Genomic DNA, 18,179 nt, shown 5'->3' on the forward strand with positions numbered 1-18,179 from the left:
ATTTAAGAAAAAACTTATCATTGTGTATTATTGCCGTCCACGCTTTGTATCATCACAATTTCTCCTTTTCTTCCACCAACACCTACTGTTTCAATACCAAAATATTTTTTATTTATTCCAAAAAAACGGGTATTCTCTTTTATGGTGTTGCTTATCACATCTGTGTAGATATTAAAATCTTTGACTGCGGAATTCATATCAGAGAGATCATCTGCATGACAAAGTTCCCACAATACTTTAAATGGAATGTGCCTCAGATATACATTCCTTAACGAAAGAGAAGAAGATAACAATTTATTTTTTCTATTGTTTCTTATTACCTCCAAATTTAATGATATCGCCTCTTCTAACTGATGAAGCCAAGGCTTAGCAAATTTATCGATGAATAAATGATAAATCTTTTTTACCCCATGATCACTAATAAGCTCTCGACTGTTAGGCAGCCTATTTAAACTGAATAATTTTCCCAGTTTTTTTTCGAGATCAATTCTAACTGGAGTACCAGGATACAACATCATTAAATTAAAATAATGATCAAGGGACTCATGCTCCGCCATACCAGATTTGATCAAAAATGTCAGATTCTCGATAATCTCAGTTTTTGTTTGATCATGGTAAAACATGATAAAATCTAATCCAATATCAATTTTATTTTCTTGTAACGCCCTGATAGCATCGATATTCTCCTGTACTGTCACACGTTTATTCATATAGTTGAGTTGAGTTTGAGAGCCTGATTCAACACCCATCTCAACTAACCTTAATCCCTCTTTAACCAGAGTAGGTAATTCTTCTCGTAGACGAAGTAAATAGCGAACTGTAGAAGAAGAGCTCCATGTAATATCACCATTTCCAATCTGATGTAACCCTTTAGAAAAGGCTAATACTCTATCTTTCTTCACAAAAAAATTCGCATCCATCATATAGACATGTTGGAAATCGTATTTTTCGCGTGCTTCTTTAATCCAATTAACCAAAATATCAGCGTCTACAGCACGCCATCTGGGGCCTTCTGCATCTGCGGCAATAATCGCACAAAATGAACAAGTTAGTGGACAACCTCGACTACTGGTAAAGGCAATAGCTTTTCTTTTGCGTCCATCCCGTCTGTCAGTAAAAATCAAATTTTGCAAGCGTTCTGAATCATACTCCATAAGAGGGTTTACCCACTCCTCTGAAGGAAGTTGGTATTTCTCAACTCTACTGACCTGCAACTGATCATTTCTGTCGAAATAGACAGCATTTACTATATTTTTTCTAAAATACTCAAAATACAAATAATTCTCTGCTGGTATTGATTCACCATACTGCTTTTTAAACCGGTTGAAAATCTCCGCCAGAATTTTTACAGAATATTCCCCCTCTCCTTTAAAAGCCACACTATAAATATCTCTTCCAGTTTGCATAAAATTTTCTGCGGCCAAACTTATATGCGGACCACCGCAAAAAAGGAGAGAGTTAGGAATTAGACTCTTAATTATTTTTCCCCAAACTAATGCTGTATCAACATGGCTGCTATAAATCGAAATCCCAACAATATCTGGTTTCCATTCAATTAAATCAGCTAACTCCTCTGTTCTGTCCTGAGTTAAATCTGAATAATCAAATATTTTGGTCTTGACAAAATTTGTATTTTTCTTGATATATGCGGAAATATTCTGAAGACCCAAAGGCATGATGACCTGCGGCCCTTCTCCATAAGGCAATGCAACTAATGCTAAGCGAATATTATTTTCACAGGACACTATATTATGGCAGTGTAAATCTCTGAACACTTTGTTCATATGAAAATATTCCATCATGAGTTACTTGGCATAATGTGAAAAAAAGTGGATATCTTTCAGAAAGTCGAATAGCCAAATTACTATCCTCAAAACTTTTCATAACCAATATTTTTTTTAGTTTTACCATTAATTCACCGTTATGGAAAAAACAAAAACCTAAGTCTTCCAAACAGATAATATCATCCTTAACTTTCAAATACATATTTTCAAGCCTTTAGTGTAGCCTTACTACTTATAAAAAGAAGTAAGGCTAAAAAATTAAAATTCAGGTGCCGTCTTACCCCCGATTGATTCATAATCTACTTCAACAACAGCTGTTTCAATATCCATATCAGAAGCAATTTCTTCGAGAATTTCTATGTTTGTTACTTGAGTGATCATAGATACATCCTCCATTGTTATTTATGTGTAATGCAACATTGGAATTTTCATTACACATAAGTATTGTAGGTTTTTTTTAGCTGTCAAGTCATTATTGTATTAAAATGTTAATATTCAAAATACAAATGATCATGGTTATCGTTACATGAAACTATTACTCGTAATCACCGATCATACACTGAACCTTAAGTATTAAACCTCTCAAAAATACCCTCCAACATATTGTCTTTATTGGATTTTATTTTGGCAACTTCAACGCGTTTCCAAACTGATTCCACTCAATCAATTCAGTTTTTAACTAAGAACTTCGTTGAAATTACACCTGAAATTTTTCATGCCATTCCATATGGCGTTTCATTAAACGTCGGCACTCCCGTTATTGGTGCAACAGGACAACCAGCCGCGTTTCTTCTCAATTCCGCTAAATGGCCAGTAAGTGGAATAAAGATAAGCAGAAATAATAAATCATCGTTACATACATCAATTTATTGATAATACTGAGTCTTACACACTATATCATGGTCGTAGACGCAATATTAGAACGTTCACGACCATGTACTGGTAAGAGGGATTTATTAACCGCGTATTGTTTAAATAAGAAGAAACAGCCACTGAATTTTTTCATTCGGGAGTGACGGTTTAAACAAAATTCCGGTTAACTTAACTCAGGAATCAACATCCGAATAAAATTTGCTTGTTCCGGTGATATATCATCGTCGTTGTTTATGGAATGCTTAACCAGCTCCAAGTTCGTGTCATTAATAAAATTTTCAGTGATTGAAATTCCTGCCTCCAAATTTTTAACTTGATGATAGTGTGTACAAGGCGTGAAAACAATATCACCAGGATTCTGTACACAATGAATACCCTGAGCCTGAACGAAATCGGGATATAAGACCCGATCAGGGTTAAAAGCATCAACTTTGCCATAACCTATTTTCATTGCTTCTTCCGGCCCATAAAATATCCACTCTTTTCGACCACTCATCACCGCATTCCAGGCATGAGTAGAAGCAATGTCCAAATGCATACGAGAGCCGCTGTTTTTAGGCCCCATATAAATCCAGCGAAGTAATAGTAATGCTGCTTCATTATGCAAAATATCGTCTGCAACACGCTGACGAATTAAGCAAGAAAAATAGTCAGGGACCTCATAATCATTGACTAACTCTTTAAAATAGAGCGAAAACGGCCACGCAGAAACGTAATAAGGATCGGGTTCTTCTACATCTTTTATATAATCAATATAGTCACCAAGAGACATATATTTATTATCTTTATTATTTGATGATCGAAATACTTTTATCAGGTGATGACCAAATTTTTGCTGAAAATAGTCCCATGTCCACTTTGTTCTTGCTACCCACTGTTCAGCGCCTCCTCGAATAATAAAATGGACTCTATTCAGCATACAAGCAAATACATCCTCTATGGATGGCATGGTGAACTCTACGCATTTCTGATAACCAGAATTAGAAAAATCCATCATATTTATATCGTTCCAAAGAATAAATAGTTTTTACCCGTCATCTTTCAAGTCGCCTCTTTGTTGGCTGCACTCACTCACCCCGGTAACAGAGTTTTCTATGCTCCCGGGGATTCGCTCCCTTGCCGCCGCGATGCATCTTGAAATCCATAGGGTATATGACAATAAATAGGCTTTTTAAAATCACGCTGTACCTTTTAAAAGAGGGCATTAATAATGTACTGATTTTTTTAACCCTTAGTTGAATCATTGCCGATAAAAAGGCGTTTACGATCGCCAAGAAAGTGAATAATGTTAAAAACATAATGTGCTTGTTCTTTTTTCCTGATTTTAAAACCACACTGACAGATAAAAACGGATTTTCTTAACACCTGTTTTATCACATTGGGATAAAGGTGGGATTAATCATTATTTTAATGAGTGAAAGTTGCTATAACCATTTGCTTTCAAATGGAATGAAAAATGGCAATCCATATGATTTAACCTGAGCAAATTGGATCGTTGGAGTTAATAGAAAACGCGACACTGAAAGATTAAAGGCATTAAAAACAGTGTTAAATCCCTCCGATGGTAACAAAATACCATTCCCATGCAGATTGCTAATACAAATTTTCTCGTTTTATTACTGAGGAAAACTCAGCAGTGATAGTCGAGACGTTAAAAGTCAATAATCTGAAATGTGCATGTTCACTGCGTGCACGTTAATCGTAAATAATCACTAATATTATAGTTAATAAAGATATAATAACTTGAGTGTTTTATCTATCTATATTGGTGAAAGTTGATGGAAAATATAAATTTAAAAAAACACCTTTCTTGAGAATTTTTGTTTTTTTATTGAAGAAAAAAAGACATTTAGAATATTGTTCCCCGTAACAATTTAAATATAAATTGTTTTTATTTTATACTGAAAGTATTTATATGATTTTTTTGTTTATAATATAAGACTAAATTTGTTTGACAGTTTTGTATTTGATGATTATTGTTCATCCCTGATTTGCAGGTGTTATTTAAAATACAATAATATCTCTTGTTATTATTTCTTTTAAATATGAATGGAATTTTGTGATGCTATTCAATTTATTGTTTTTATTGGAAATTTTTATTTTCACAAATTAATTAATATGGGTGATTGTATTTGATTGATAATAAATTGAAACTATTTCTAATGTAATGGTTCGTTATTGCATATTTGTTTTTAAATTTAGTGTAAATCTGAGCGTGATTCGTCATCTTAATTGCTGATGAATGCATGGTTATTTTTTTACAATTGATGTAAAGCAGTAAAAATATCCTCACTATAAGAGGGTGACAATTATTTTTCCGTCGTTATTGACAAAATATTTAAAATAGATTGGCCGCGGGCCATATAGGAGTAAATAAGTGAAATACGACTTTATTGTCGTTGGTTCAGGGGCAATTGCAGGTTCAATCGCTTATGAGCTGGCAAGCAGAAATTTCTCGGTTTGTAGGGTTGGAGAGACTGATCGAACCAATGCCGCCTCCAAAGCCGCCGGTGCAATGAATGGCTGTTTTGGCGAAATTACCAGTGGTTTATTAGCCAGTGAACACGGTAAGTTGAAATTGAATATGGATTGTATCGCCAAAGAGCTTTGGCCGGCTTGGGCGCAACGGTTAGCTGACGCTTCCGGTGATACCCGATCGTTGTTCACCGCTCAAGGCACTCATGTGATACTCAACACTGCCGGGATGGAAGAGATTGACACTATCAATTATGAGGCTATCGAGCAAACTCTGATCGATTATGCGGCTGCTTATGAAACTGTTGATCCACGTGAAATTGAGTGGTTGAAACCCAACGATTTAGTGCGTCCGCTGCGTGCTCTGTATATCCCTGATGAACATGCGCTGAACTCGCATTTATTGCTGGAAAAGCTGGATGCGGCATTTGTGGCTGAGGGTGGGGTTCTGAAAGCAGAGAATATTAAATGTGTGCTAATCGAAGAGGGTGTAGCCACCGGCGTTGAATTGCTGAGTGGCGAGCGTTTAATGGCAGATAAAGTCGTTGTGGCTGCCGGTGCGCACTCGTTGGATCTGTTATCAAATATACCTTCTATTGTTCGCCAGATTCCGCCAATCTTTGCCGGCTATGGGGTATCCATTCTGGTCAAGATGCCGAAAGGCAGAGAATTGCCGACCTCAGTCATCCGTACCCCGAACCGGGCATTTGCCTGTGGGCTGCATTGTGTGCCACGCGGTGATGGTGTGCTGTATCTTGGCGCGACCAATATTCTGTCTGAAAAACCACGCAGTCAGGCGCTGATTTCTGATGTGCAGTTCTTGTTGGATTGTGCGTTAGATCAGTTGGATATTAACTTACATGATGCTGAAATCCTTTCAATCCAGGTTGGCAACCGGCCAATCCCGGCTGATGGATTCCCGTTGATTGGTGAATGTGGCGTGAATGGTCTTTGGCTGGCTACCGGTACTTATCGCGATGGCTTACATCAGTCGCCATTATTGGCGGATTACATCGCCAACGCTTTGACGGGAGTAGAAAATAGACTGATTAATCTTGATGATTTCAAGCCCGTTCGTCCGCCGCTGGTGGGTTTCTCCCGTGAAGTAATGGCTAAAGAGACCGCCCAACAAATGTTTGCCACCGGTTATGAATATCGTTGGGATATCAAACCTTACTGGCTGCCACTGCTGAATGAAGGGATGATGCGCAATTATCAGAATGTAATTGAGTCTCTTCATCCGCAGTTCACGCCACCGCCGGAGCTGGTCGCTTTCTCTCATATTTATGAATCTATGCGTGAACGGTTACGTAGTTATTATGAGGCATGGTCATGAGTTTTTCGCTGAAAGATCAAGTCGTCATTGATAACGCCAGGAAATTACTGTCAGAGGCAGGGGTTTGGGATGTGGAAACTGATCTCACATGTCTGATTGACCGTTATCTGGAAAGGCGTTGTAAGGACCGCGCCCGTGATGAATTTATGCTTGCGGTTCATGAACGCTGTAACCGGATACCACTTGGGCATATTGTCGGCACTGTGGATTTTGATGGATTGCCTCTGACGGTGGGGACGGGGGTATTTATTCCGCGTCCTCATAGCCAGGTTATTCATAAATGGTTGGAGAATGAATATCAAGCGCCTCACGGGGCAGTGGTTCTGGATTTATGTTCCGGCAGTGGCGCCATCGGTTTAGCTATTGCTAAACGTCGCCCGGATTTAAAGGTCACTTGTATCGAATATGATGATGTGGCTTTTCAATATCTGACGCGCAATATCCATCGGTTGGCGAATTGGGCGATTAAAGCCGATGCATTAAAAGCAGATTTACGGGATTGGCAAGCGTTTTCTCAATTTAACGAATCGGTGGCGTTGATTGTGGCGAATCCACCTTATGTGCCGGAACAGCAGGAAATATTGCCGGAATGGGAGGAGCATCATCCTTATGCGTCGGTGTATTCGGGGGATGATGGGCTTGACTTAACGCGGTTGATTATCAAACAAGCTAAACAGCTCCTGCAATCAGAGGGTTGGTTAGTGATTGAACATGGTGAAAGCCAGGAAGAGAGCGTCAGAGCATTATTTGCAGATGCTGGTTTTTCTCTGGTACGAACCATTATTGATGAAGATGTTTCTGACACAACGGGCAGTTCGGTAATCACTGTTGGTTGTAAGCTCCTTTGAACTTAACCAGTTGGAATCTAAATAATGAATGTAAAACACAAGCAGGATTGGATGACAATTCGCCGGTCACGGACAACCGGCGCTTTAGCACAGGCTATCGATGAAGGTTTGACCAGCTTCACTGTCGTAGAGCGTCAAGGTAAGCAAGTTACTACAGAGGAAGGAAAAGTTTTTACTGAATTTGTTTCCTGCTCTTATTTGGGATTAGAACATCATCCTGCTTTAATTGAAGCGGCAAATCAGGCAATGTCTCGCACAGGGATACATTTGTCATCGTCCCGTGGCGCGATGCGCCCACAATATTTGGGGCAATTAGAGAAACTGTTGGAAGAGATTTATCAGGGGGGGTCTGTTGCTGTGTTTACTTCCACCAGCAATGTTCACCTTGGTGTATTACCGTTATTGGGGAGTGGTTCTTTACCCAGTTATCCTCTTTCCCGGCCTGTACATTGGTTGATGGATAAAACCGCTCACGCATCTATGCAGGTATTACGCGGTATTCTCGAACAGTTCGGACCGGTATCTCGGGTTGATAGCGCAGATGTACAGTCAGTACAGCAAGCTTTGCAGAACTGTCAGGAGAATCATCAGACGCCTATCCTACTGATTGATGGTATTGGTTCAATGAATGGTTTAATTCCGGTTGCGGAATTAACTCGACAATTGGCCGCGGCTGGAGGCTATGTCTATGTAGACGATGCTCATGGTATTTCCATTATGGGGCGTCATGGCGCCGGTTATGCCTTTGCTGCCCTTGACCATATTTTGCCGTCCAACTTCATACTTGCAGGTTCGTTATCCAAAGCATTTGGCGGCGCCGGGGGTTTTGTGGTGGTTGCAAGTGCCGATGATGTCGAAGTGATCAGTACCCTAGCGAACCCTCTGGTTTTTGGTCATTCGATCATGGTGCCGATGTTGGCAGCCAACGTTGCCTCAGCAAAACTTCATCTTAGCCTTGAGATAGAAATCCGGCAGGAACAGTTATGGAAAAACATCAATCTATTTGATTCTCTGATGGGGAACCATTTGATGAATGCCGGTGTTCAATCTCCCGTTCGTGGCGCTTTATTCGAAAATGAAGCAGAAGGGCTTGAAGCGGCTCGTTTGCTGCGTGACAACGGCATCTTATTGTTCCCGGTATTTTATCCACTGGTCCCGGATGGCAATGCGATGCTGCGTTTTGCCTTCTCTAGTGAACATAAGGCCGGCGAAATCAAACATTTAGTAAATACCTTATTTGAAATAAGGGAAAAGGGGCTGAATTGGGTTGAGCCACAGGCTGTAGTTCCACAGGTATAAACGACGCCAGCTTATCAATAAAGAAGATAATTGAAATGAATCAGTGACGAAGATTAAACATATGACTCAATCAATAATAAATAAGCAGGGTATATTACAACCTTACAGGGAATCTCTGGATGATATTAATATACAGATTCTGGCGCTGCTTTCTGAACGAATGAAAGTCTGCATGAAAATCGCCGAGGTAAAGGCGGAACAGGATATTCCGATGATGCAGCCACAACGTATTACCTCGTTATTGGATATGTTGCGGGATAAATCAACAGATTTTGGGTTACGGCCTGAATATACTGAAGCAATATTTCAACTGGTTATTGAAGAAACTTGCCGTCGAGAAGAAGAGCTGATTGATCAGTTGTTACACGAGAAAGTAAAGAATAATGAAAATACTGCTCATTGATAATTATGATTCCTTTACGCAAAACATTGCTCAATATCTGTATGAAGTGACGGGCAGTGTGCCGTCTGTAGTCACCAATTCTTTGACTTATGAAGAGTTAACAATAGACGAATATGATGCGGTAGTCCTTTCTCCAGGGCCAGGACATCCGGCTGAAAGCAGTGATTTTGGTGTCTGTGCTGAGGTTATTGCACGTGCCAAAGTTCCACTGTTAGGTATTTGTCTCGGTCATCAGGGAATTAGCCTGGCATTTGGCGGCTGTGTGGAACATGCCCCCAATCCGGTACATGGCTATCGCAGCCGCATCAGGAACACTGGAGAAGGATTATTCCTCGGTTTGCCTGAACAGTTTGAAGTGGTCAGATATCACTCGCTGGTATGTACCCGGCTTCCTGACAATCTAAAATGTACGGCCTGGACTGATGATGGCTTAATCATGGCCATTGAGCACACCGAAAGGCCGATCTGGGGGGTTCAATTTCACCCTGAATCGATTGATTCTGAATATGGGCGTGAGCTACTCAGTAATTTCGTGCGTATAGCGGAGATGTATAAAGAGAATAACAAACAGGAGGTTGCCGCTCAGAATATATGCACTGATGTCAATGAGGCTTATCTTGCGGTAGGTGGAAGACAATATCTCAACCTGAATTATCGTGAATGTAAGGAGATAGTCGATCCTAAATCCTTGTTTATTCAACGTTACGGCAATGATACACACGCTTTCTGGCTTGATAGTGAAAATTCCGACAGACCTAATGCTCGTTTCTCAATGATGGGAAGCGGTAATGAACAGGGCGCTGTCAGGCTTGAATACAGTGTACAGACAGAGAGTTTGCGTTTGACCGGTCCCGATGGCGAGAGGAGTGTTCAGGGAGACTTTTTCTCACTGATGTCTGAATTGCTTGGTTTTGTGGAAATTCTGACGCCAAAATCGATGCCATTTGTATTTAAAGGCGGCTTTGTCGGTTATTTAGGATATGAATTAAAAGCGCTGACAATCGGCAGCAACAAATACCGTTCAGAACATCCTGATGCCAGCTTAATATTTACTCCGCATTTTTTTGTATTTGATCACCAACAGAATAAGCTTTATGAGTGTCTTATCTCGCCAATAGGACAGCCACAAAATTGGCCGCCGGAACTTTTAATTACCAATGCAGAAAATACCGGTGAAGTGATACCTGACTTTATTCCTGGCGCTGTTGATCAGAATAAAATTTGTCTGGAATATGGCGCTCAGAAGTATATAGATGGAATCCATAAATCACTTCAATACATCACAGATGGTGAATCTTATGAAATCTGCCTGACGAATAGGGCCAAGATGGCTTATTCCGGGCATCCATTGGACGCTTATCGGCGTATGCGTTATGCCAGCCCTGTACCTTATGGCGCTTATCTGGCATGTGGGGATTTTTCTGTACTCAGTGCGTCGCCAGAAACGTTTTTACGTATTGATGAGACCAGAAATATTGAATCCAGACCGATTAAGGGGACCCGGCCACGAGGAAAAACGGCAGCAGATGATCAGCGTTTGCAGATGGAATTGAGTCAGTCCACTAAGGATAGGGCAGAAAATCTGATGATAGTGGACTTGGTGCGCCATGATCTTAATCAGGTATGCCGTCCAGGCAGTGTGCATGTACCTGAATTATTTAAAGTTGAGAGCTTCTCTTCTGTACATCAATTGGTTTCGACCATTCGCGGTGAGTTATGCGAAGAAACGTCATCAATGGAGGCTATCCGGGCATGTTTTCCAGGAGGATCAATGACCGGAGCGCCGAAGAAACGTACAATGGAGATTATTGATGCTTTAGAGTCATCGGCTCGCGGTGTTTACTCCGGCGCGCTTGGATGGCTATCTTTCAGTGGTGAAGTGGAATTGAGCATTGTGATACGTACGGCTGTATTACATCAAGAATGTGCTGAATTTGGCATTGGAGGCGCAATTGTCGCTCATTCCGATCCTTATGGCGAATTTGAAGAAACATTGGTCAAAGCGAGTGTGCCCTATTTCAGTTTTAGTCATATGGCGGAGGAAGCGTGTGAGTAACCATAAAGTGGTCATTCTTGGTGGGCGAGGGGCTATTGGTTCTTTATTGAGTCGCCTTTTTACTGGTTGTGGTCACATAGCCTACAGTGTCGACAAACGAACGCAGGGAATGCGTTCTCATGACTATTATTCTCATGACTATCAGATTGATATCTTAAACCCGGCGGCTGATGCGGGAGAGGTTTTTAGTGGGGCGAAGGCGGTAGTCTTTGCCTTACCGGAAGCCGTCGCCATACAAGCGTTGCCTTGGGTGTTGTCTGCTGTTGGTGATGATGTACAGATCGTGTCAACCTGTTCAGTTCAGGCCCCTTTCTATTCTGCGTTAAGAGCTGCCGCCCCCGGGCAGCCTTTTATTGGTGTTAACCCGATGTTCTCGCCATCTTTGCCGGAGCAAAAAAGGCCAGTTGCAGTCATTCTCGATAACTGTCATGTTAGTGAACATTGGATTGAGTGGGTATTGACGCAGGCTGATATGCGTATCAGTAGGATGACGCCGGAGGAACATGATCGGGTTATGGCGCTTTGTCAGGCTTTGCCTCATGCCGCGATCCTGATTTTTGGCCTGGTGCTGGCGAAAAGTCCGTTAGATATCCGTACTTTGGCAACAATTGCGCCACCGCCGATGCGTACAATGTTGGCGTTATTATCAAGGATCTTACGTAATCCAATAGAAGTGTACTGGGACGTTCAATATGAAAACCCGATGGCTGCCGAACCGCGTCAGGCGTTGCTGCATGCCATACAACAGTTAAATTCGATAGTACAGGCTGGCGATCAAACTGAATTTGGCAATAACCTCGGAGATATTGCGCAACAACTGGGGGAACAGCTCGATATCAGTGCTGCTGATTGCCAGCATATTTTTTCAACGCTTGAATGATATAGGAAAGGAGTTGAGGGGATGTCGTTAAATAGAGTTGCTGAGGCTAACGGGCGGGCAGGACTCAGAAATTGGCTGGGATTACTGATATTGATGTTGCCAGTATTATTGGTGACGGTGGACAATACGATCTTAAGCTTTGCTTTACCAAAAATTGCGGAAGCTCTGGGGCCTAGTGCAAGTCAGCAATTATGGATAATTGATGCTTATTCATTGGTATTGGCTGGTTTATTAGTATCAATGGGGAGTATTGGCGATCGTGTCGGCCATCGTTCATTACTGTTATTTGGATCGTTGGGATTCACGGTTATTTCGGTGTTCACAGCACTGTCAACTTCACCTGAACAATTGATTATCGGGCGAGCCGTACTTGGATTTTTTGGTGCGATGCTGATGCCTTCTACTTTGGCTTTGATAAGCACTCTTTTTGAGGATCGTGAACAGCGTCGGTTGGCTGTCGCTATTTGGGCGACAACATTAACTATCGGTTCAGCCTTAGGTCCCGTAGTGGGTGGTGTTCTATTACAATTTTTCGATTGGAGTGCAATTTTCCTATTGGCAGTACCGGTATTAGTACCGTTGCTGATTTTCGGACCGATGTTATTGCCAGAGTCCGATAAAAAACAGACTGGCATTATCGATGTGTATAGCGTTCTGTTATCGATCATTGCTATGGGGGGTATTGTTTACGCGATTAAACACCTTGCCAGTGATGGATTTGAAATAAGTGTCATACTCGAACTGTCGGTTGGCCTTATTGCCGGCGTGCTATTTGTTCGCCGACAACAGCGTCTGCCTGTGCCATTGATGGATCTTTCCCTATTCCGTAACGGTATGTTTACCGGTTCGATTATTGTTAACTTACTGAGTTTGGCATTGCTGGTTGGTTTTGTCTTTTTTGCCACCCAAGTCTTGCAAATCGTACTCGGTATGGAGCCGATTATGGCTAGCCTGGCGCTGGTTCCCGGACAAATAATGGCGATTGTTATGGGGATGGCGATAGTGCCCATTGCTCAACGGGTGCCGGCTCATTATCTGGTGCCAATTTTGCTGAGTATTGCAGGTATTTCATTTCTTCTGGTCGCGAGTATCGGCAGTGATTTAGTCACTCTGATTGTTGCTTTTGCATTATTGGATATTAGTGTGGGAGCAATTGCTTCGGTATCTAACGATTTGGTGCTTTCGTCAGTACCCTCCTCTAAAGCAGGAGCGGCATCATCAATAAGCGAAACGGCTTATGAAGTGGGGGTGGTACTTGGTACGACGATTCTGGGGGGATTGGTCACGGCCTTCTATCGTATAACATTACAATTGCCGAATGAGGTCTCTCAGGAACAAGCTGGATTGGCTTTAGAGACTCTGGCAGGAGCTTACGTTGTAGCAAACTCATTAGCTGAATCAGAAGGGCAGAAACTGATGACAGCGGCGGCGGAATCATTCACCAGCGCTATTCATATGATGAGCTGGTTGACAGCGGCATTGACCGCGGGGGTGGTATTGCTAGCCTGGCGTTTGCTGAAAGCGCCGCAGAAAGAACAAGTGCTTGAGTACTGATAGTTTGACGTGCAGCCATTAGAAATGGCTGCACTATTGTTTTGAGCGGCTATGTTTTGAGTGGTTATCCGCAGTTATTAAATATCCTGAAAATAACATTTCATCTCACAGTATTATTTATATTTCTAAAATTCTAAAGGAATATGATAAATAGAATGATTAATGAATGGTAATAAGTTGAAATTTATAATAATTATTTCTCCGATCTATTGTTGATTCAATTATTTCTATTTGTTCCTTGTTTTATCAGGGACATTTCATTGGTTTTTTTGCATTTAAATATTTATTTGTAAAATGAGTTTATTTAAAAGTTGAAGTTTGTTTGTAAAAAATATTCTTATTGTTAAAAAGGAATTACTTTCCATCTTTAATTTAAATCATATTCATAGTTTCAATATTCAATAATATCTATAGGTTTTTATTTTATTGTGATTTTTAAATGCAATCTATTTGTTGTTTTTATTCTTTTTTTATAATAATACCTCGTGAGATAAATATAAAATTGAAATTTTCAATTAACACACATTAGAAGGTAGCGATATATCACATAAATACTCTCTTTAATTAATGAAAAAAGTGGGGAATTACATTAATATTTTAGATTGTGTAATTTAAATATTGTATTCAATCACTTTCTGTAAAGTGAATAAATATTTACCTAATTAATTCTCATCGTAATTATTTTTCTGGCATACCCGCTATCGAAGTGCTTATATCTTTTGCCAGAAAAAACTGATGTTTTCGCTACGGCTAATCTGGTCATTAGCCAAAAGCAAGATTTTGACTATTAGCAGTTTATACCCTATGGATTTCAAGATGTATCGCGACGGCAAGGGAGTGAATCCCCGGGAGCATAGGTAACTATGTGACTGGGGTGAGCGAGTGCAGCCAACAAAGAGGCAACTTGAAAGATGACGGGTATAGTGACATTACCGGTAGTGATGGCAGTAGAGACTTTAGAACTTGGCTAAATAGACAACGGATATATGAAGTTATCCTAAATGTATAAACTTAAATTCAGAGGAATTCTCATGGATAAAATAAGAACGTTTTCTGAGGCTTTAGCAGTATTACGTCAACGTCACCATTTGTTTGGTATAGAACGACAGCCAAAGCAACTTAAGACCTCCGACTTTGATGGGCCGGTGGTATTTTCTAACGATCTGGAAACGGCTACTGTGCCGCCTGCATTTTTTACGGTGCAAACGATACAAGAGCTGAAAGCACTCGGTGGGGTGCCTGACAGTCATTATGGCTCTGGAAAAATGGAACCCCATCATCCGTTGCCTGAACCGTTTTCTGCTGAACGACTGGCAGACGCCTCTGGTAATCATATTGATTTATGCAAAGCCTTTCGTGCCTATATCTATGGTGATTCTGCTTTGGTCAGAGATTATGAGGAAATGCTTAATGCTAAGCGTTTTCCGATGAAAATTGCGTTCTTCGGTGGCGAAGAACTCACAATATCCGCAGATAAACCATTGATTATTGCAGATAAAGATTGCTATGGCGAACCTGTTGTCTTGGTATACGACCAGATAACCATTGAGCCAGGAGGTGAAATTATTTACTGCACTAATGGTACGGTTAAAGCTAATGCTATTGTAGGTCATGGAAGTGCTCAGAAGCCTGATTTTATCAGTAAAGGCAGTAATGGAATTGATGGTTTTGATGGTGAATCAGGATGTAATGGACTTAATGGCAGAGATGGTGTTGCTGGCATAGATAAGGCATACGGCTGCGCTGTTGAATCCACCGCCGGTACTGATGCAATTGACGGCTCTTCCGGAGGATTAGGGATGGGGGGAGGAAGTGGTGGAAATGCAAATGACATAGTTATTGATGTTCAACTTATTACTGGGCCAGTAAATGTGTTGTCTATAGGCGGCAATGGAGGGAATGGCGGTAATGGTGGAAATGGCGGCAATGGAGGGACAGGAGGCAATGGAGGTAATGAAGTAGGCAAATGTAGCGCAGGGAGTGGTGGGAACGGGGGTAATGGTGGAGATGGAGGGCATGCGGGCAATGGAGGGAAAGGTGGAGATAGTGGTAACGTATATATTTATTTTCCTGAAGGTCAGCCGGTAATTAATGCTCGGTCATATGGAGGTAATGGCGGTAATGGAGGGAAAGGCGGGAAAGGTGGAGAAGGCGGGAAAGGTGGAACTGGCGATAGTAGTCAGCCAGGAGTATCTGGTCAAGATGGTATTGATGGAAAATCAGGAGGGGTAGGTGTAGCTGGCAAGATATATGTTAACGGTAATGTACAGGGCTAATCCTTAGGGGCGCAATAATCAGGCTGGTTTGAACGACGGTAATTGAGCTGACGGTTTGGCGTTGATGAGTAAATATAATAATTTTTTTGCAAATGATTAATCGAAGTAAGAAATATCGATGTGAATCGGCAGCGGGTCTGATGGTTTATGAAATTGGAAGCTTTGTCCAACAGAACCGGGGAACCGTCACCATATTAAATTGCCGATTTGCCCGTATTGAACTACAACAAGATGTGCAGCTATTGCCGATAGCTGCACTATATCATGATAATTAATGTCTATGGATTTATATCTTATGGTGATTTTTGAAAAATAGAATCGTACTTATTGTTTTATTTGTATTTTCTAATAATACCTCATGAGATAAGTATAAAATTGAAATTTTTAATTAATATCTATTAAAAGGGAGTGATGTATCACAGAAATATTTTCTATAGTTAATGGAAAAAATGGGGGTTTACATTAATATTTTAAATTGCGTAATTGTAATGTCGTATCTAATTGCTTTCTGTAAAGTGAATAAATACTTACCTAATTCATTCTCATAGTGATTATTTTTCTGGCATACCTATTGTTGAAGTGACCATATCCTTTGCCAGAAAAAATCGATATTTTTGCTATGGCTAATCTGGTAACTAGTCAAAGGCAAAATTCTGGCTATTTAGCCATTCAGTACCACAACCGGTAGTAATAACAGTAGATACTTTAAAACCTGGTCAAATGAACAACGGATATGTGAAGTTATCTTAAACAGCGTATAAACTCAGGAGAATTCCCGTGGACAAAAGAAAAACTGTTGCTGAAACTTTGGCGAAATTACATCAGTATCATCATTTGGTTGGTATAGAACGGCAGCCAAAGCAACTTAAGACCTCGGATTTTGACGGCAAGGTAATATTCTCTAACGATCCAAAGACAGCTACTGTGCCACCTGCATTTCTCACGGTACAGACAATACAAGAGATGAAGGAACTCGGCGGTGTGCCTGACAGTGAATATGGCCCCGGCAAAATGGAGCCCCATCATCCGTTACCTGAGCCGTTTTCTGCTGAACGACTGGCAGATGTCATGGGGTATCATATTGATTTGTGCAAAGCTTTTAGGGCCTATATTTATGGTGATTCTGCTTTAGTCAAAGATTATGAAGAAATGCTTAATGCGAAGCGTTTCCCGATGACGGTTGCATTATACAGTGGGGAAAAAATCACTATCACCGCCGATAATCCATTGATTGTTGAGGATAAAGATGACTATGGCGAACCGGTTGTTTTGGTATATGACGAGATAATCATTGAACCGGGAGGTCAAATTATTTACCGCACTAATGGTCGGATCGAAGCTAACACTCTTGTAGGGAATGGAAGTTCTATACATCAAGGCATTATTAATAAAGGCACTCATGGCGCCAATGGGGTTGATGGTGCAATGGGATCTCGTGGAGCTACCGGCAGCGATGGTGGTGATGGTATATCGGATAAATATGGCTGCTTAATTGACGCTACGCCGGGTATGGATGGTGCGCCGGGTTCTGCCGGAGCGCCTGGGGGTGATGGCGCTCCGGGTGGAGGAGCAAATGACCTAACTATTGATGTTCAATATGTTACTGGAATAATAAGGGCGGTAACGTTAGGTGGCAGAGGTGGAAATGGCGGTACCGGGGGGCTTGGCGGCGCCGGGGGGCAAGGGGGAAATGGGGGGAGTTCGGGACCTTTGAAAAATGGAGAAATCAGGAAGTGTCTTAGTGCGGATTCGGGAAATGGGGCAAATGGAGGAGATGGCGGAAATGGAGGGAATGGGGGTAAAGGTGGCGACAGTGGCAACATATATGTTAATTACTCTGACGGTGATCCAATACTTGAGGTTGAGTCATATTGTGGTTTTGGCGGGGAAGGCGGGAGAGGGGGGTTGGGCGGAATAGGTGGTTATCCTGGAGATAACCCTATGCCACACTTTCCTAAAAAAAGTGAAAAATATGGGTTCAGTGGTAAAACTGGTCGTGTTGGAGAATTTGGCGATGACGGCGCCACTGGCAAGATATATATCAACGGTAAAGAAAAAAAACCTGATCATTAGTGGTGCCGCAATCAGGCTGGTCTGAGCTAATACATATACCTAATGGATTTCAAGATGGATCGCGACGGCAAGGGAGCGAATCCCAGGGAGCATAGAGAACTATGTGACCAGCTAACAAAGAAGCAACTTGAAAGATAACGGGTATAAATGAGGGGGGAGATGAGGTCAGGTCTTGGTTTTGCTTATCGAATTAGCCGAGAAATCTCCCTATGATATTAATCTGCCTTGTTGTCTGACTCAGTTATTTTGATTTACTTTGTGAATCCAAGGATAAGCATTATTTTTTATCCTTTATTTAAATTACACTCATAATTTCATTGTT

The 18,179-nt window shown here is 41.2% G+C and carries 14 protein-coding genes; 11 read left to right on the forward strand and 3 right to left on the reverse strand.

Annotated elements, in window-relative coordinates:
* Positions 1-17: 17 nt before the first annotated feature.
* Together EAE93_RS05390 and EAE93_RS25030 are read right to left on the reverse strand one after the other, a co-directional pair.
* Positions 18-1,784 (reverse strand): B12-binding domain-containing radical SAM protein, encoded by a 1,767-nt coding sequence (locus tag EAE93_RS05390; RefSeq protein WP_214039240.1) that lies wholly within the window; start codon positions 1,782-1,784, stop codon positions 18-20.
* A 258-nt stretch (positions 1,785-2,042) separates the two neighbouring features.
* The gene (locus EAE93_RS25030; RefSeq protein ID WP_269468822.1) at positions 2,043-2,165 is read right to left on the reverse strand and encodes a hypothetical protein; all 123 of its coding nucleotides are present in this window, start codon (positions 2,163-2,165) and stop codon (positions 2,043-2,045) included.
* A gap of 243 nt (positions 2,166-2,408) precedes the next feature.
* On the opposite strand from EAE93_RS25030, the gene EAE93_RS05395 reads away from it, so the two are divergent.
* Positions 2,409-2,657: a hypothetical protein gene (locus EAE93_RS05395; protein ID WP_144408102.1), complete on the forward strand. Its 249-nt coding sequence runs from the start codon at positions 2,409-2,411 to the stop codon at positions 2,655-2,657.
* A 163-nt stretch (positions 2,658-2,820) separates the two neighbouring features.
* Here EAE93_RS05395 and EAE93_RS05400 read toward each other — a convergent pair whose 3' ends face one another.
* On the reverse strand, positions 2,821-3,606 hold the full coding sequence (locus tag EAE93_RS05400; protein ID WP_214039241.1) for a cupin-like domain-containing protein: 786 nt from the start codon (positions 3,604-3,606) through the stop codon (positions 2,821-2,823).
* Positions 3,607-5,034: 1,428 nt separating this feature from the next.
* Here EAE93_RS05400 and EAE93_RS05405 point away from each other — a divergent pair.
* From EAE93_RS05405 to EAE93_RS24385, 10 genes are all read left to right on the forward strand, one after another.
* Positions 5,035-6,468 carry an NAD(P)/FAD-dependent oxidoreductase gene (locus EAE93_RS05405; RefSeq protein ID WP_036782125.1) on the forward strand — a complete coding sequence of 478 codons (1,434 nt, stop codon included), beginning with the start codon at positions 5,035-5,037 and terminating at the stop codon, positions 6,466-6,468.
* Positions 6,465-7,316 carry a HemK/PrmC family methyltransferase gene (locus tag EAE93_RS05410; protein ID WP_214039242.1) on the forward strand — a complete coding sequence of 284 codons (852 nt, stop codon included), beginning with the start codon at positions 6,465-6,467 and terminating at the stop codon, positions 7,314-7,316. The genes EAE93_RS05405 and EAE93_RS05410 overlap by 4 nt, the downstream gene beginning before the upstream one ends.
* A 24-nt stretch (positions 7,317-7,340) precedes the next feature.
* Entirely contained in the window at positions 7,341-8,615 is a 1,275-nt protein-coding gene (locus tag EAE93_RS05415; protein ID WP_214039243.1) for an 8-amino-7-oxononanoate synthase family protein, read from the forward strand.
* Positions 8,616-8,676: 61 nt separating this feature from the next.
* The gene (locus EAE93_RS05420) at positions 8,677-9,018 is read left to right on the forward strand and encodes a chorismate mutase (protein ID WP_046397125.1); all 342 of its coding nucleotides are present in this window, start codon (positions 8,677-8,679) and stop codon (positions 9,016-9,018) included.
* The gene (gene pabB / locus EAE93_RS05425; protein ID WP_214039245.1) at positions 8,999-11,074 is read left to right on the forward strand and encodes an aminodeoxychorismate synthase component I; all 2,076 of its coding nucleotides are present in this window, start codon (positions 8,999-9,001) and stop codon (positions 11,072-11,074) included. Before EAE93_RS05420 ends, pabB begins: the two co-directional genes overlap by 20 nt.
* The gene (locus EAE93_RS05430) at positions 11,067-11,954 is read left to right on the forward strand and encodes a prephenate dehydrogenase dimerization domain-containing protein (protein WP_036810687.1); all 888 of its coding nucleotides are present in this window, start codon (positions 11,067-11,069) and stop codon (positions 11,952-11,954) included. The genes pabB and EAE93_RS05430 overlap by 8 nt, the downstream gene beginning before the upstream one ends.
* Before the next feature lie 21 nt (positions 11,955-11,975).
* The gene (locus tag EAE93_RS05435; protein WP_214039246.1) at positions 11,976-13,508 is read left to right on the forward strand and encodes an MFS transporter; all 1,533 of its coding nucleotides are present in this window, start codon (positions 11,976-11,978) and stop codon (positions 13,506-13,508) included.
* Between the two features lie 1,031 nt (positions 13,509-14,539).
* Entirely contained in the window at positions 14,540-15,784 is a 1,245-nt protein-coding gene (locus tag EAE93_RS05440; protein ID WP_036810681.1) for a hypothetical protein, read from the forward strand.
* 140 nt (positions 15,785-15,924) lie between these two features.
* Positions 15,925-16,059: a hypothetical protein gene (locus EAE93_RS25035; RefSeq protein ID WP_265183089.1), complete on the forward strand. Its 135-nt coding sequence runs from the start codon at positions 15,925-15,927 to the stop codon at positions 16,057-16,059.
* A gap of 502 nt (positions 16,060-16,561) precedes the next feature.
* Positions 16,562-17,857, forward strand: a complete 1,296-nt coding sequence (locus EAE93_RS24385) for a hypothetical protein (protein WP_036810678.1) — start codon at positions 16,562-16,564, stop codon at positions 17,855-17,857.
* The last annotated feature ends 322 nt before the right edge of the window (positions 17,858-18,179 follow it).

This window comes from Photorhabdus akhurstii (genome assembly GCF_018448925.1).
Taxonomy (GTDB): domain Bacteria; phylum Pseudomonadota; class Gammaproteobacteria; order Enterobacterales; family Enterobacteriaceae; genus Photorhabdus; species Photorhabdus akhurstii.

Coding starts and splice junctions, on each gene's coding strand:
- EAE93_RS05420 (WP_046397125.1), top strand. CDS start 8,677: ATGACTCAATCAATAATAAATAAGCAGGGTATATTACAACCTTACAGG.
- EAE93_RS05390 (WP_214039240.1), bottom strand. CDS start 1,784: ATGAACAAAGTGTTCAGAGATTTACACTGCCATAATATAGTGTCCTGT.
- EAE93_RS25030 (WP_269468822.1), bottom strand. CDS start 2,165: ATGATCACTCAAGTAACAAACATAGAAATTCTCGAAGAAATTGCTTCT.
- EAE93_RS05400 (WP_214039241.1), bottom strand. CDS start 3,606: ATGCCATCCATAGAGGATGTATTTGCTTGTATGCTGAATAGAGTCCAT.
- pabB (WP_214039245.1), top strand. CDS start 8,999: ATGAAAATACTGCTCATTGATAATTATGATTCCTTTACGCAAAACATT.
- EAE93_RS05440 (WP_036810681.1), top strand. CDS start 14,540: ATGGATAAAATAAGAACGTTTTCTGAGGCTTTAGCAGTATTACGTCAA.
- EAE93_RS05435 (WP_214039246.1), top strand. CDS start 11,976: ATGTCGTTAAATAGAGTTGCTGAGGCTAACGGGCGGGCAGGACTCAGA.
- EAE93_RS05410 (WP_214039242.1), top strand. CDS start 6,465: ATGAGTTTTTCGCTGAAAGATCAAGTCGTCATTGATAACGCCAGGAAA.
- EAE93_RS05415 (WP_214039243.1), top strand. CDS start 7,341: ATGAATGTAAAACACAAGCAGGATTGGATGACAATTCGCCGGTCACGG.
- EAE93_RS25035 (WP_265183089.1), top strand. CDS start 15,925: ATGGTTTATGAAATTGGAAGCTTTGTCCAACAGAACCGGGGAACCGTC.